This window comes from Bradyrhizobium nanningense, from assembly GCF_004114535.1.
Classification (GTDB): Bacteria; Pseudomonadota; Alphaproteobacteria; order Rhizobiales; family Xanthobacteraceae; genus Bradyrhizobium; species Bradyrhizobium nanningense.
Genome location: NZ_LBJC01000024.1, coordinates 591,336 through 606,929 on the forward strand (window position 1 = coordinate 591,336; position 15,594 = coordinate 606,929).

Below are 15,594 nucleotides of genomic sequence, written 5' to 3' on the forward strand. Positions count from 1 at the left end.
GGGAGCAGTGCGACTTGCGCGGATCTACTGTGCATGGGGTTGTTTTCGCGTTTTTTGTTTTGCCGGCCTTCCGCGTTGCCCGCAAATGAGGCGCGCGCCGTTTGATTCCGCATTGCAGCGAGAGCGTTGTCGCCGCTGCGTTTGTCCTCGTTGACATTCCGTCTCAATTTTTTCGCGGCGCAACTGCGCTGCGTGCGCCGCGCTTCTCACCGCTGGCAGATGTGCTAACCTTTTCGCGTCTGTCGTCCCGACGGACCCGAAACTTCGCCTCTCGACTAGCAAAATATAATAATGCGCAGCCCTGGCGGCTGCCTTAGGGGAGTGACGCGATGAAATTCCATCGATCCGTCTTTCAATCCGTTCTGGCGCTTGCAGCGGCTGCCCTTCTCGCGGGGACCAGCGCCGGCAATGCGCAGCAGCAGGACAAGAGCCGGCAGCTGAAGAAATACGAATCCGGCACCAAGGAGTTCTGGACCCATCCGCCGGATGACTGGTTCCTCGGCGACGAGACCGAGGCGCAGAAGGGCCTCGCGCCGCCCTCGGGGCCGCCGACAGGCGCCTCCGACGCCGAGCTCGCCAACATCATCAAGAAGATCAAGCTGCCCGCGGGTTTCAAGATCGAGGTCTACGCTTCGGGCGTGCTGGCCGCGCGGCAGATGGCCTGGGGTGACAAGGGCACTCTGTTCGTCGGCTCGTTCGGCCTCGGCAACGTCTACGCCATCAAGGACAGTGGCGGGAAGAAAGAGGTCAAGACCATCCTCAAGGGGCTGAACATGCCCACGGGTCTTGCCGTCAAGGACGGGGCGCTCTACGTCATCGCCGTCGACAAGCTGATCCGCTACGACGACATCGAAAACAAGCTCGACAATCCCGGCGAGGGCAAGGTCGTCTATGACGACATGCCGTCCTATGCCGCGCATGGCTGGAAGTACATCGCAGTCGACAAGGAAGGCTGGTTCTACATTCCGTTCGGACCGCCCTTCAACATCGGCATCCCGCCGACCAGCGTGTCGCAGATCCGCCGCGTCGATCCCAAGACCGGCAACGCTGAAATCTATGCGCTCGGCGTGCGCAACTCGGTCGGCGGCGACGTCGATCCGCGCACCGGCAAGTACTGGTTCACCGAGAATGCCCGCGACTGGATCAGCGATGATCTGCCCTCAGACAAGCTGAACATGATCAACAAGATCGGCGAGCATTTCGGCTATCCCTACTGCCACCAGGGCAATCTGCCCGACGACAAGTTCGCGATGGGCCACAAGTGCTCCGAGTTCACGCCGCCCGTGCTGAATCTGGGCGCCCATGTCGCTCCGCTCGGCATGAAGTTCTATACCGGCGACCAGTTCCCCGCCGAGTACAAGAACAACATCCTGATCGCCGAGCACGGCTCCTGGAATCGCCACAAGTACCAGGGCGGTCGTATCATGCGCGTGATCGTCGGGCCGGACGGCAAGAATCCCAAGCAGGAGGTGTTCGCCTCCGGCTGGATCGAGGGCGACCAGGGCTATCTCGGCCGTCCTGACGACATCATCCTTGCCAAGGACGGGTCGATCCTGGTCGCCGACGACTGGGCCGGCGCGATCTATCGCATCAGCTACAGCAAGAAGTAGCGCGCACAAGATACGGGGCTGCGGTGGCCGGAAGGCACCGCAGCCTCGTTTGCTTCAAGCTCATGCGGTCGTTCCGGATTGCGCGCCAGCGGGAGTCCGGAACCCATAACCCCGAGCCGTGGTTATGGATCCAGGGCGCGTGCTCCGCACGCCCGGGAAGCGACGCAGTTGATTAGATCGGAATTTCATCATGTGCCGGCACTTCATCTTGCACGCAATCAGCGCGATTGCGCTCGTGGCGCTCGGCGCCCTTCCGGCAGACGCTGCCGATAATTCCGCGATCAAGGAGAAAGCCTCCGCCTGCTCCGGCTGTCACGGCGAGAACGGCATTTCGCAAACCGAGAACATCCCCTCGCTCGCCGGGCAGCCCGATCAATTCATCCAGTGGCAGCTCGTCTTCTTCCGCGCGGGCTCGCGCAAGAACGACCAGATGAAGCCGATCGCCGAAGAGATCACCAACGAAGACATCCGCAGCTTCGGCGCCTATTTCTCGCAACTGGCACCGCCGAAGGAACCGGAAGACGGCGATCCGGACCTGTCGAAGAAGGGGGCGCAAGTTGCCGCCGGCCGCCGCTGCGCCTCATGCCATACGGACAGCTTCGCCGGCACCAAGGGGGTCGCGCGGCTCGCGGGTCAACGCGAGGAATATCTGGTCAAGGCGCTGCACGACTACAAGGCGGGCCAGCGCGTCGGCGGCGGCGTCGCCGCGATGGCCGATGTCGCCTATCACATGAGCGACGAGGAAATCACCGCCGTCTCGCACTATCTCGCGCATTTGAAATAGCGCTGAGTCGCCGCCACAAACTCCACTGTCGTCCCGGACAAGCGCGCCTCAAGCGCGCGCCGATCCGGGACCCATAGCCACAGCATCAAGTCTTGCGGAGACTCGGAGTTGCCTTCTTCCTCAATAACCACGCCCTGGGGCTATGGGTCCCGGATCTGCGCTTCGCTTGTCCGGGACGACACTGAGTGTGTTGCCGGCCGCTACTCCACCCGCTGCTTCTCATACGCCTTCAAATGCGTATAAGCGATGCGCAGCTTCGGCACCGGCACCTTGGCGGCATCTGCGCGCGCGATGAGATCGCCGATGACATGATCGGCCTCGACCGGCAGGCCGGCCTTGATGTCGCGGAACATCGAGGCCGTCATCGGCGAGCCTTCGGTGGTGAGGTTGCCCTTCACCCGCTCGAAGAACGGGCCGCCCGGCGGATAACCCGACGCCGTGGCGATGGCGCTGGTCTCGTCCAGCATGCCGAGCAGAAAATCCCGGCCGCCGGGAGCCGCAAGGATGTTGCCGACGGAGGTTCGCATCAGGCTGGTGGATGCTGCGAGCGAGGAGAGGAACACCCACTTCTCCCACATGTCCTGCATGATGTTCTGGCTGGCGGCGGCGCCGGTGATGCCGCTCTTGAAGGCTTCGTCGATCGCCTTGACGCGCTCCGAAAGCTTGCCGTCGCGTTCGCCGTAGCTGATCGCCTGCATCGGCTGGAGCTGCACCACCTCGCGCTTCTCGTTCAAGGTCGCGGCGATGGCGCACAGGCCGCCGAGCACGCGCTCGGCACCGAATGTCTGGTCGAGAACGTCGAGATGCTTCATGCCGTTCAGCATCGGGATGATCGCGGTGTTCGGCCCGACGGCGGCCGCGAACGACCTGATGGCGTCGTCGAGATCGAACGCCTTGCAGCTGAGGAGCACGACGTCGAACTTGTCCTTGAGCGCGTCGGCCTGCACGGTCGCCGGATTCTTCAAGGTCACGTCGCCGTTCGGGCTCTTGATGACGAGCCCGGCGCTGGCGAGCTCGCCGGCCCGGCGCGGCCGGACCAGGAAGGTGACGTCGCGGCCGGCCTGCAACAGCCTGCCACCAAAATAGCCGCCGATGGCGCCGGCGCCGACCACGAGGATGCGCATGGGATGCTCCATTGTTGCTCTTGATTATTGGTCTTGGCGGCTACTTATAATCGGCATCGCGCGGGAAGCGAAGCAATCCAGAATGTCGCCACGATCACATTCTGTCGCCGGAGCATGAGCGGCTACTTCCCGAGTACCATCTCCTCGACTTCGCGGAGCTGCTCCTTGCCGAAGAACATCTCGTTGCCGACGAAGAAGGTCGGCGAGCCGAACGCGCCGCGGGCGACAGCCTCCTCGGTGTTCTTGATCAGCTTGCCCTTCACGTCGGGCTCCTGCGCGCGGGCGAACAGCTTCTGGGCATCGAGGCCGGAGGACGCCAGCGCCTTCGCCGCGACTTCAGGATCGTCCATCTTTTTCGGCTCGCGCCACATGTGGTGGAAGGCGGCCTCGACATAGGCCTCGAACACGCCCTCGAGCTGCGCGGCGATCGCTGCGCGCATCAGATTCAGCGTGTTGACCGGAAAATGCGGATTCCAGACATAGGGCTGAACTTTGAAGCGCTTGATGAAGCGCTCGGTCTCGACCTGCTGGAATTCGCGCTTGTTCTTGATGCCGGCGAGCGTCTCGGCCGGCGACTTGTTGTTGGTCGATTTGAAGATGCCACCGAGCAGGATCGGGACGTATTCAAACTTGACGTCAATGCGCTGCTCGATCGCGGGAATCGCGAGGTGACTGAGATAGGCGTTCGGGCTGCCGAAATCGAACAGGAACTGCGGGGCAATGCGGGTCAATTCGTTCTCCCAGATCTCGCTTTTCACCCATTGTGGCGCAGCGGGCCCCGCAGGTCTACCGTTTAATGACGGTCATAATACTTTGAGTGTCAGATCACGCGTTGGATCGCCCGCTTGCGCCACACCAGGAGGTAATAGCCCATCTGCAAAACGAACATGGCGCAGAACACGATGGGATAGGCGGCCCATACGCCCTGAAGGCCGATCGTGCGGCTCAGGATCACCGCAGCGGGCAACTCGATCGCGACAATGGCGAAGATCGAGAGCAGCATCGGCGTCAGCGCGACGCCCGCGGCACGCAGGGCCCCGGAAAACACCGTGGCCAGGCCGAACGGCACCGAGCTCCACAGGGCGATGTCGAGCAGGCGTTTCGCCAGATTGAGCACGGCGGGGTCGATGATGAAGATGCCGAGCACGGCGCGCGGCGCGAGATAGATCAGCGCCACCAGCCCGCCGGTCAGGACGAGGTTGAAGGCGAGCCCGGTCCGCACGATGCCGTCGAGCCGGGTTCTGTCGCCGCCGCCGACGGCCTGTGCGCCGAGGATCGAGACCGCGATCGAAATCGACATGGCCGTGAACTGCGTGTAGCCCATCACCTGGTTGACGGCGCCGTAGGCCGCGGTGGCATCCGATCCAAAGCCGTTGACGAGGCCGAGCAGGACCAGCTCCGCGATCGCCATCACCACCATGCCGATAGCGCTCGGCAATCCGATACCGAGGATCTTGCAGAGCATGGCGCCATTGAGTCTGAGCTGACGTAGCAGGGCCGCGTCCGGCGCCAGCGCGTGCTTCTTGCGCCGCAGATAGATGGCCAGGGCGATCAACGTGAGTGCGTTCGAGATCGCCGCCGCCCAGGCCGGGCTGGCGATGCCGGCCGCCGGCAATCCGAACGACCCGCGGATCAGCACCGGTGTCAGGACGAGGCCGATCGCCATCGACAACGTCAGCGCCAGCAGCGGCGTGAATGCGTCGCCGACGCCGCGGATCATCGCCGTCATCAGCAGGAAGACGAAGCCGAGCGGCATGGTGAACAGCATGATCCGCGCATAGGCGCTCGCAGGAGCGAGAATGTCCGCGGGCGTGGCGAGGGCCATCATCAGTTGACGGCTGAAGAACCCGCCGATCAGCGCGACCGAAATGGAGAGCAGAAGCCCGATCGCAAGCGTCGTGCCCACCACGATCTTGATCTTGTCGTGCTCGCGCGCGCCAAGGGCCTGACCGATCAAGACGGTCGCGCCGGTGCTGAGACCCATGACGAAGGCGAACAGAAAGAACATCACGGGGAAGAACACCGAGACCGCCGCCAGCGCGTCGACGCCGATCATCTGGCCGAGATAGACGTTGGCGACCGTGCCGAACAGCGATTGCAGCGCGTTGCTCAGCATCAAGGGTGCGAGGAAGCGGAGGAATGTTTTCCAAAGCGGCGTGTCGGCGGACATGGATTGGCCTTTCAGGGCGTGCGAAACCGTTGCCGCGCAAGGCGCGGCTCGGCCGTCGATAGGGAGATGAGGTGCGCCGTTAAGCGCGGTCGCTGTAGGCGAGCTTGACGATGTGGTCGCGGATGTCGGTCGGCCAGTCGGCGATCAGTGCGGTGAAGCGCCGCCGGTCGTCCGCAAACAGCGCGCGCGAAGCTTCCTCGAACTGCGGCAGATTGCCGGCCATGGTCGACATGAAATGATAGGCGGCATCGCGCGCCTGCCGCTCGCGGTCCTTGTCGCCGCTCGCGCGTCGCGCTTCGTCGACGAGCTTGCGCAGCGCGACCGAGGCGCCGCCCGGCTGCGCGCCGAGCCACTCCCAGTGCCGGGGCAATAGCGTCACCTCGCGCGCGACCACGCCGAGCTTCGGCCGGCCCCGTCCGCGCGGCTCGCTCGGCGGCGTGCTCTCCTCAACCGGCGGCGGGACGAGCTTCGCCAGCCGCGCCAGCACTTCGCGATCCCCGCCGCGCAGATCGAAGTCGATCGATCGGCCGGTGGCGTCCTCGAAGATGACGATGGCCTCGTCCGGCCGTGGCGCCACCCGCTTGACAACCAGCGCGACTTCGCCCGCCGGCCCGGACACCAGGCGCCGCTGACCTTGGAAGGCGGTGAAAGTCCTTTGCATTGAAATCATTGCCATATCGATGACGTTGGTGCCGTTTAATATCCGGGTAAATTACCGGAGTCAATATACCCGGATGAAAATATCCGTACCGATGGCTCGACATTGCGATCCCAGGCTGGCACGAACAGCGCCGTCGGCCGACCACGCCTAAACCACCACGCCTAGCCCCGGGGATCTCACCGATGCTGACCGTTCACCACCTCAACAATTCCCGCTCGCAGCGCGTACTGTGGCTGCTCGAAGAGTTGGGCGTGCCCTACGAGATCGTGCGCTATCAGCGCCAGCCGGACATGCGCGCGCCGAAGGAGCTGCGCGCCATCCACCCGCTCGGCAAATCGCCCGTCATCACCGACAACGGCAACACCATCGCCGAATCAGGTGCGATCATCGAATATCTCGTTGCAACCTACGGCAACGGCCGGCTGATTCCGCCGCCGAATACGCCGGAGCGGCTGCGCTTCACCTATTGGCTGCATTATGCCGAGGGGTCTGCGATGCAGCCGCTGCTGCTGAAGCTGCTGTTCACGCTGATGCCGAAGCGCGCGCCGGCGCTGCTTCGTCCGCTGGTGCGCAAGGTGGCGAACCAGGCGCTGACCACGCTGGTCAATCCGCAGCTCAAGCAGCACATGGATTACTGGGAAGGCGAGCTTGCGAAGAGCGAATGGTTCGCCGGCAACGAGTTTACCGCAGCCGACATCCAGATGAGCTTTCCCTTGGAAGCGGCGCAGGCGCGCGGCGGGCTCGAGCAGGGCCATCCCAAGGCGATGGCATTTTTGGAACGCATCCACGCGCGCCCGGCCTACGCGCGTGCGCTGGAGAAGGGCGGACCGTATCAGGTGGGGCGGTAAGCTTCCTCACCGCCTCACGCCGGCCGCTAACCCGCATGCAGCACGCGTCCGCGTGTCTCCGGCAGCGCAAAGGCGGCGATGAAGAACACCGCGTAAGCCGCCACCGCGAAGATCGCGATCGCATTCGCGAGCGATGTCGTCGCCGACAGCGCGCCGACGAGGAACGGAAACAGCGCGCCGATGCCGCGGCCGAAATTGTAGCAAAAACCCTGGCCGGAGCCGCGCAGCCGCGTCGGATAAAGCTCGGTCAGGAACGCGCCGATGCCGGAGAAATAACCCGAGGCGAAGAAGCCCAGCGGGAAGCCAAGCACCCACAGGATTTCGTTGGTGAGCGGCAGCTGCGTATAAAGCAGCACCACCGCCATGGCGCCGATCGAGAAGATCAGGAACAGATTGCGCCGGCCGATCCGGTCGGCGAGCCAGGCGCCGATGAGATACCCGATGAAGGAGCCGATGATCAACGTCGACAGATAGCCGGTCGAGCCGACGATCGACAGATGCCGCTCCTTGGTCAGGAATTGCGGCACCCAGAACGTGACGGCGTAGTAACCGCCCTGGCAGCCGGTCGCCATCAACGACGCGAGGACCGTGGTCTTCACCATCGGGAAGGTGAAGATCTCCCAAAGCTTCGGATGACTGCCCGTTTCCGCGTGCCTGGCGCGGGCCTCAGCTGCGATCTCCGGCTCGGTGACCGAGCGGCGGATGTAGAACACCAGAAGTGCCGGCAGCGCGCCGATCACGAACATCCAGCGCCACGCCGTCTCCGGCGGCAATACCGAGAACAGGATCGCCTGCGACAGCACGGCGAGGCCCCAGCCGACCGCCCAGCCCGACTGCACCGAGCCGACCGCGCGCCCACGATATTGCGGCCGGATCGCCTCGCCCATCAGCACGGCGCCCGCTGCCCATTCGCCGCCGAAGCCGAGGCCGAGCACGGCGCGCGCGATCAGGAGCTGGTCGAAATTCTGCACGACCGCGCAGACCAGCGAGAAGAACGAGAACCAGATGATGGTGATCTGGAGCGTTCTCACCCGGCCGATATGGTCGGAGAGATAGCCGCCGAGCCAGCCGCCGATCGCGGAGGCGAGCAGCGTCACCGTTCCGGCAAGGCCAGCGGAGCCGGCATCGACCTTCCACAGCGCGATGATGGTGCCGATCACCAGCGGATAGATCATGAAGTCCATGCCGTCGAGCGCCCAGCCCGCCGCGCACGCCCAGAACGTCCGGCGCTCCGGCGTGTTCATGTCGCGATAGAACGCGAGAAGGCTGGTGTCCTCGATCTCGGCGCGCTCGATGTGTTGGAGCGGATCGGTTGTCGTCATGGCGTTTTCCCGGCAGTTTCTTGGCTGTGCTTTGGTAGCACGCGTGGCAGCGAGAGCTAGCAGGCCCGCGCTCCCGTGCCATGCAACGACGTGGTTACTGCCCCGCTGCCTCTGCGCCGCGCGTGCGGGGGTCGGGCGCGCCGAGCGGTCCGTTCGGCGTCACGAGAATTGAATTGGCCGATGTCTGTCCCATCGGCTCGACGATCGCGTGGCCCATCGCCTTCAATTCGCGCAGCACATCGTCGGGAAAGCCGCGTTCGACGCGCACTTCGTCGGGTAACCATTGGTGATGCAGCCGTGGCGCTGCGACGGCGGCCGCGACGTCCATCTTGTAATCGAGCACGTCGACAATGACCTGCAGCACGCTGGAAATGATGCGGCTGCCGCCGGGCGAGCCCGTCACGAGCACCGGCTTGCCGCCTTTGAGCACGATGGTCGGTGACATCGACGAGAGCGGCCGTTTGCCGGGTCCTGGCAGATTGGCTTCGAACCCGACGAGACCATAGGCATTGGAGGCGCCGACCGCTGCGGTGAAATCGTCGAGCTCGTTGTTGAGCAACACGCCGGTGCCTTCGGCAACGAGCCCGACGCCGTAGCTGAAGTTCAGCGTATAGGTGTTGCTGACGGCGTTGCCGCCGGAATCGACCACGGAGAAATGCGTGGTGTTGCTGCCCTCGCGCGGCGAGGGGGATGCGGAAGCCAGCTCTTTCGACGGTGTCGCGCGTTCAGTAGAGATGCCGGAGCGCAGCCTGGCGGCGTAGTCCTTCGCGGTCAGTGTCTCGATCGGTGCGTTGACGAAGGCGGGATCGCCGAGATAGCGCGCGCGGTCCGCATAAGCGCGCTTCATCGCTTCGATCAGGAGATGCAGCGATGCCGTCGATCCCTGCTTCAGATCGGAGAGCTGAAAGCCCTCGAGGATGTTGAGCGTTTCCACCAACACGATGCCGCCAGAAGAAGGTAGCGGCATCGACACGATGTCATAACCCCGATAGGTGCCGCGCACCGGCGGGCGGATCGCGGCCTGATAGGATCTCAAATCCGCCGGCGTCATGATGCCGCCCGCATCAACCACGGCCTTGGCGAGCTTTTCCGCAACCGCCCCCTCATAGAAGCCGCGTGGCCCCTGTGCCGCGACGGCGGACAGCGTTTCGGCGAGGTCGCCCTGCACCAGCTTGTCGCCTTCACGAAGCGGCGTGCCATCGGGCCGCGAGAAGATTTTGGCGGTAGAAGGCCAGCGTGCCAGCCGCCGGTGCCAGCCCGGCAGCGTGTCGGCCATGTCGTCGCCGACGACGAAGCCATCGCGGGCGAGCGCAATCGCAGGCGCGAGCAATTGTGCCAGCGTGAACTGTCCCGAGCCGTATTTCTCCAGCGCCAGACTGAGTCCTGCGACCGTGCCGGGCACGCCGACGCCGAGCGCGGAATCCCGTGACTTCGCCGGATCGGGCTTGCCGTCGGCGCCGAGGAAGATCTGAGGCGTGGTCGCCGCCGGCGCCGTCTCGCGGTAATCGATCGCGATGTTCTCATTGCGGTCAGCGGAATGGATCACCATGAAGCCGCCGCCGCCGATATTGCCGGCGCGCGGATAGGTCACGGCCATCGCAAAGCCGGTCGCGACCGCAGCATCGACCGCATTGCCGCCGCGCCGCAGGATCTCGGCGCCAATTTGCGCGGATATCTTCTCCTGCGCGACGACCATGCCGTGCTCGGCGGCAACGGCGTGCACCGTGTCGGGCGCGGCTGGAACATAGGCCTGTCGGGCATCCTGGGCAGTCGCGGGCGCGAGGCCAAATGCCAGAATGGCTATGACGGCGAAAAACCTCCGCCGTGTCGAATATGACGACATGATCAAACTTCCGCCGTGGCTTCGGACCAGTTCACACACCTTGTTGCAATGCTATACGGTTTGCCCAAAGAGAGGCAAAACTGTTCGTGATGAGGACTGCGTGATGACGACGATCGCTCCCGATGCGCGCATGGCCGGTGCGCCGCGGACCTATCCGCCGCGCGCAGCCGTGGTCAGCTGGATCTTCTTCGATTGGGCCGCGCAACCCTATTTCACGTTGATCACGACCTTCGTGTTCGCGCCATATTTCGCCACCAGCGTTGCGCCGAATCCCGCCGCCGGCCAATCGCTGTGGGGATTTGCGATGGCAGCCGCAGGCCTTGCGATCGCGCTGCTGTCGCCGGTGTTGGGAGCCATCGCGGATGCCTCCGGCCGAAGGAAGCCGTGGATCGCAGGTTTCGGCGCGGTGCTGGTGCTGGCGTCTTGCACGTTGTGGATCGGTAAGCCCGGCGATCACGCCGTCATTCCGCCGCTGCTCACCGCGGTTGCGCTCGCCAGCGTCGGTGCGGAATTCGCCACCCTCTTCAACAACGCGATGATGCCGACCCTGGTGCCGCCGGAGCGGATCGGCCGGCTCTCCGGCACCGGCTGGGCGACAGGCTATGTCGGCGGCATCGTCAGCCTGATCATCGTGCTCGGCCTCCTCGCCGCCAATCCCGAGACCGGCCGCACGCTGCTCGGCTTCACGCCGCTGTTCGGGCTGGACCCCGTCACGCATCAGGGCGATCGTGCCGCGGGACCGTTGACCGGGCTGTGGTTCATCATCTTCGTGACGCCGATGTTTCTGTTCACGCCGGACTATCCGGCAAAGCGCCCTGTGCGCGAGGCGCTGCGCGAGGGGTTGGCGGAGCTGAAGCAATCGATCAGGGGTCTGCCGCAGCAAAAGTCGCTCGCGGCATTCTTGCTCGCCAACATGATCTACACCGACGGGCTGGTGTCGCTGTTCGCGTTCGGTGGCATCTATGCCGCGGGCACCTTCGGCTGGCACACGATCCAGATCGGCACGTTCGGCATCATGCTCGCGATTGCTGGCGCATTCGGCGCCTGGCTCGGCGGCAAGCTCGATGACCATCTCGGGCCGAAGCGCGTCATTGCCGGCAGCATGCTGATCCTGCTGCTGTCGGTGGCGGCGATCCTGCTGGTCGACAAGGATAGTGTGTTGTTCGTCAAGGTGGCGCCGCCGTTGCCGGGCGCGCCCTTGTTCTCCAGCGCCGCCGAGCGCGCCTATCTCGTGCTGGGTTGCCTCATCGGCGCAGCCGGTGGCCCGCTGCAGGCGGCTTCGCGCACGCTTCTAATCCGCCTCGCACCGAAAGACCGTATCGCGCAGTATTTCGGTCTGTTCGCACTGACCGGGAAGGTGACGTCCTTCATCGGCCCATTGCTGATCGGCATGATCACGGCTGCGACCGCAAGCCAGAAGGCCGGCATGGCCGTGCTGGTTGTGTTCTTTGTCGCGGGACTGGGACTGTTGATGCGGGTGCGGGAGTCCTGAGCCCCGCCGTCGCGCCAATCTCCGCCGTCGTCCCGGACAAGCGCAGCGAAGCGGAGCGCAGATCCGGGACCCATAACCACAGGACGTGATTTGGCAAAGACTCGTAGTTGCCAGCTCGCGCCGTAATTTCTCCCTGGGGTTATGGGTCCCCGCGTTCGCGGGGACGACCCCTTTGAGAGTTCAGTGTACTAAAATTTAGTGCCTGAAGTGCCGCGTGCCCGTGAACACCATGGCGATGCCGTGCTCGTCGGCAGCCTTGATCACTTCGTCGTCGCGCATGGAGCCGCCGGGCTGCACCACGGCGGTGGCGCCGGCTTCGATGCAGGCGAGCATGCCGTCGGCGAAGGGGAAGAACGCGTCCGAGGCCACCACCGAGCCCTTGGTGAGCGGCTCGGCGAGCTTCAGCTCATTGGCGGCATCCTGCGCCTTGCGCGCCGCGATCCGCGCTGAATCCACCCGGCTCATCTGACCCGCGCCGATGCCGACGGTGGCGAGATCCTTGGCGTAGATGATGGTGTTGGACTTGACGTGCTTTGCGACACGGAACGCGAATTTGAGGTCGCGCATCTCGGCCTCGGTCGGTGCCCGCTTGGTCACGACCTTGAACGTCATGTCGTCGACCACGGCATTGTCGCGGCTCTGCACGAGCAGGCCGCCCGCCACCGTCTTGGCGGTGAGGCCCGGCGCGCGCGGATCGGGCAGGCTGCCGGCGAGCAGCAGGCGCAGGTTCTTGCGCGCGCCGATGATGGCGATCGCTTCCTCGGTGGCGTCGGGCGCGATGATCACCTCAGTGAAGATTTTCGTGATCTCGCGCGCGGTGTCGGCGTCAAGCGCGCGGTTCATCGCGATGATGCCGCCGAAGGCCGAGGTGGAATCGCAGGCCAGCGCCTTGCGATAGGCCTCGACGAGGTTCGAGCCTTCAGCGACGCCGCAGGGATTGGCGTGCTTGACGATGACGCAGGCCGCGGTGCGTTTGGTGTCGAACTCGCCGATGCATTCATAGGCCGCATCGGTGTCGTTGATGTTGTTGTAGGAGAGCTCCTTGCCCTGGAGCTGCCGGGCCGTCGAGACGCCCGGGCGCTTGTCTGGCGTCGCATAGAACGAAGCGGTCTGGTGCGGGTTCTCGCCATAGCGCAACGACTGGATCAACCTGCCGCCGAAGGCGCGGAAGTCGGGCGCGTCGATCTCGAGCTGACGGTTGAACCAGTTCGAGATCGCAGCGTCATAGGCCGCGGTGCGTGCATAGGCCTTCGCCGCAAGCCGCCGGCGCAGCTTCAACGTGGTCGCGCCCTTGTTGGCGGCGAGCTCGTCGAGCACGGCCTGATAGTCCTGCGCCTCGACCACGACCGCGACGTCGTCGTGGTTCTTGGCGGCGGCGCGGATCATCGCGGGGCCGCCGATGTCGATGTTCTCGATGCAGTCCTCGAAGCCGGCGCCTTTGTCGACCGTCGCCTCGAACGGATAGAGATTGACGACGAGGAGGTCGATCGGCGCGATGCCGTGGGTCCTCATCGCCTCCGCGTGCTCCTTGTTGTCGCGGATCGCGAGCAGGCCGCCATGCACCTTCGGATGCAGCGTCTTGACGCGGCCGTCCATCATCTCGGGGAAGCCGGTGAGGTCGGAGACGTCCTTCACCTCAAGGCCGGCCGCGGCAATCGCCTTGGCCGTGCCGCCGGTCGAGACCAGCTCGACATCATGCGCGACGAGCGCTTTTGCGAACTCGATCAGGCCGGTTTTGTCGGAGACGGAGAGAAGAGCGCGGGTGACGCGGCGGGGATGGTCAGTCATGAGCAAGATCCTCTGTCTTAAGGAGTGTCTATGCCCAGGCGCGCGGCGGATATGTCCCGCGCTTCCCGATGGTGCTCCATCCAAGGTCGCCAGTCGCGCGAGCGAGGGTTCGTTAGCAGTTTTCGGCCCTCTTCTCAACGGCTAGATCACGCCGAATCGCGCCTGTTTACAGCGGAAGTTCCGGCTCGCGCCGGGCGTTGCGGCGGGCATTGGTGACGGCCGGAGAGGCGGTGGAACGCACAAAGCTCCAGCGGATCGAAGGGGCCTGGCGCGCATCCTGCCGGATCACGATCTGCGCGGTGCGGCGGGGGCCGTCATTGCCGGCCAGGAACACGCTGTCCTCGAGGTCGACCTTGTCGTCGAGCGCCTCGAAGGTCCAGACGTCGCGGTTCGGCAGCACCAGCATGACGCCGCGGGCGTCCGACAGCCGGCTGGCCTTCACGGCCGGATGCAGATGGAAGCGCACCGCGAAATCGGCATCCGCGCCCTTGAAGCGTCCACCCTGCGGCGGCGACAGCGTGTCCTCGCCGTCGATGCGCGCGCCGTCATTGGCGATCATCAGCACGCGGCGATGGATCGCGCCGAACTTAGAGAGATAACCGTCATGCGAGGTCGTGAGCAGCGTGCCGTTCTGCACGATTTCGCGATAGCTCTCGACCTCGACCGGCCCGCTGGTGACGGGCGAGCCGTGCAGGAGCCGCTTCATCGCCGACATCTCGACGAACTGACAGGACGAGGTGTCGTGATAGGTCAGCGTCGAATGCGCCGCCGTGCCGCGTGCGAACGGCCGCCAATTGTCGCGGCCCGTGGTCGGCATGCCGCAATTGGTGACGATGCGGCTGATGCCGGAGGACAGCTCGAACGACAGGCAGCCGGCATGGGCGTCGTGACTGACGCCGGCCGGCGGCGGCGGGCCGGTGTCGATGATCAGCGTGGTCTGGCCGGCATCGAGGCGCTGAAAGCCGGTATGCGGCATGTTCGCCATCGGCGCGCCGTGGGTGTCGTCATAGGCGAGCAGCGTGGCGAGCAGATCCGAAGATGTCGCGCTCATGCCGTTGAACAGCGCGAAATTGCCGTCGCCGTGTCGGAAGAAGCGCAGCATCGGCATCATGCGGTCGATCGCGTTGAGCAGCGCCGGTGGCGGCGCGATGTTGCGCGCGGCAAAGGTCTGCCGCAGCGGCAGCAGGTCGATCAAGAGTTCGATCAGCGCACCCGGGTTGCGGGAGATGTGTCCGCCATCGGGCAGGATCTGCCGCTGCAATTCGTCCGACAGCTTCTTCGATGCGCTGCGGATGTGGCTTGCCTGGTTGGCGAGGCATAGCGCCGCATAACACAGCGCGATCAGCACCTGCAGCTTCGGCACTCCGTCCGGAATGTCGACCATGGTGTAGCGCAGGAAGCGGATCTCGCGCGCGAGGGCGCGCAGGTAACGGCGGTAGAATTTGTTGTCGGTCTCGCTCAGCACCAGCGGCGCCTGCGACAACAGCGAGATCACGCGCCGGGCCAGCACATCGGCGCGGCGCGCGACCGGGCGCCGTTTGTTGGCGGGGTTGGCGATCCAGTCCTCGACCAGGGCGCGCGCATTTGCCCGGGTCAGCGCGGTGTCGGCGGCGCGCAAATGGCGCAACCAGCCGAAGCCGAGCAGCGCAACCTCCCAGTCCTCCGACGGCGGCTCGAGATCGAAGATCGAGCGGCCGTGGCAATTGACGATCTTGCCGGCGAAGACGAAGCGGCCGGCATAGATTTCGGCGGCGCGGGTCGCATCCGCGGTGCGCAGATCGTGCGGCGCGATGATCAGCCGGTCGGTGCGGCTGGGCCAGACCCGCGACAGCGCAACGGAACCGCCGCTCGCGCGCGCGAGCATGTTCCGCGCGAAGCGGTTCATGACCAGCGTCGAGATACGTCTGCGTTGAGCGACCGACACGCCTTGCCTTGAAGGGGGAGAGGATTAA

Annotated in this window: 12 protein-coding genes and 1 riboswitch; of the genes, 4 read left to right on the forward strand and 8 right to left on the reverse strand. The window is 64.9% G+C overall.

Going from position 1 to position 15,594, the window contains the following annotated elements; genetic code table 11:
- The first annotated feature begins 329 nt into the window (after positions 1-329).
- Positions 330-1,610, forward strand: coding sequence for a PQQ-dependent sugar dehydrogenase (locus XH84_RS20405; RefSeq protein ID WP_128921057.1), 1,281 nt, complete (start codon positions 330-332; stop codon positions 1,608-1,610).
- A gap of 190 nt (positions 1,611-1,800) precedes the next feature.
- On the forward strand, positions 1,801-2,394 hold the full coding sequence (locus XH84_RS20410; RefSeq protein ID WP_128921056.1) for a c-type cytochrome: 594 nt from the start codon (positions 1,801-1,803) through the stop codon (positions 2,392-2,394).
- Between the two features lie 200 nt (positions 2,395-2,594).
- Here XH84_RS20410 and panE read toward each other — a convergent pair whose 3' ends face one another.
- From panE to XH84_RS20430, 4 genes are all read right to left on the reverse strand, one after another.
- The gene (gene panE / locus XH84_RS20415; RefSeq protein WP_128921055.1) at positions 2,595-3,518 is read right to left on the reverse strand and encodes a 2-dehydropantoate 2-reductase; all 924 of its coding nucleotides are present in this window, start codon (positions 3,516-3,518) and stop codon (positions 2,595-2,597) included.
- Between the two features lie 122 nt (positions 3,519-3,640).
- A complete protein-coding gene (locus XH84_RS20420; RefSeq protein ID WP_128921054.1) occupies positions 3,641-4,249 on the reverse strand; it encodes a 2-hydroxychromene-2-carboxylate isomerase in 609 nt (202 codons plus the stop codon).
- 89 nt (positions 4,250-4,338) lie between these two features.
- The gene (locus XH84_RS20425) at positions 4,339-5,688 is read right to left on the reverse strand and encodes an MATE family efflux transporter (RefSeq protein WP_206734157.1); all 1,350 of its coding nucleotides are present in this window, start codon (positions 5,686-5,688) and stop codon (positions 4,339-4,341) included.
- Positions 5,689-5,767: 79 nt separating this feature from the next.
- On the reverse strand, positions 5,768-6,364 hold the full coding sequence (locus tag XH84_RS20430; RefSeq protein WP_128921052.1) for a DUF2239 family protein: 597 nt from the start codon (positions 6,362-6,364) through the stop codon (positions 5,768-5,770).
- A gap of 167 nt (positions 6,365-6,531) precedes the next feature.
- Here XH84_RS20430 and XH84_RS20435 point away from each other — a divergent pair, with 167 nt between their 5' ends.
- Entirely contained in the window at positions 6,532-7,197 is a 666-nt protein-coding gene (locus XH84_RS20435) for a glutathione S-transferase family protein (protein ID WP_128921051.1), read from the forward strand.
- Between the two features lie 26 nt (positions 7,198-7,223).
- Here XH84_RS20435 and XH84_RS20440 read toward each other — a convergent pair whose 3' ends face one another.
- Both XH84_RS20440 and ggt read right to left on the reverse strand, forming a co-directional pair.
- Positions 7,224-8,519: an MFS transporter gene (locus tag XH84_RS20440; protein ID WP_128921050.1), complete on the reverse strand. Its 1,296-nt coding sequence runs from the start codon at positions 8,517-8,519 to the stop codon at positions 7,224-7,226.
- Positions 8,520-8,613: 94 nt separating this feature from the next.
- Positions 8,614-10,362 carry a gamma-glutamyltransferase gene (gene ggt / locus XH84_RS20445; RefSeq protein WP_164936462.1) on the reverse strand — a complete coding sequence of 583 codons (1,749 nt, stop codon included), beginning with the start codon at positions 10,360-10,362 and terminating at the stop codon, positions 8,614-8,616.
- Between the two features lie 103 nt (positions 10,363-10,465).
- On the opposite strand from ggt, the gene XH84_RS20450 reads away from it, so the two are divergent.
- Positions 10,466-11,854 carry an MFS transporter gene (locus tag XH84_RS20450; RefSeq protein ID WP_128921049.1) on the forward strand — a complete coding sequence of 463 codons (1,389 nt, stop codon included), beginning with the start codon at positions 10,466-10,468 and terminating at the stop codon, positions 11,852-11,854.
- A 195-nt stretch (positions 11,855-12,049) separates the two neighbouring features.
- On the opposite strand, the gene purH is transcribed toward XH84_RS20450, so the two are convergent.
- Positions 12,050-13,642, reverse strand: coding sequence for a bifunctional phosphoribosylaminoimidazolecarboxamide formyltransferase/IMP cyclohydrolase (purH, locus tag XH84_RS20455; RefSeq protein ID WP_128921048.1), 1,593 nt, complete (start codon positions 13,640-13,642; stop codon positions 12,050-12,052).
- A gap of 25 nt (positions 13,643-13,667) precedes the next feature.
- A riboswitch (ZMP/ZTP riboswitch) is annotated at positions 13,668-13,749 on the reverse strand.
- 59 nt (positions 13,750-13,808) lie between these two features.
- Entirely contained in the window at positions 13,809-15,527 is a 1,719-nt protein-coding gene (locus XH84_RS20460; protein ID WP_164936461.1) for a heparinase II/III family protein, read from the reverse strand.
- Between the last annotated feature and the right edge of the window lie 67 nt (positions 15,528-15,594).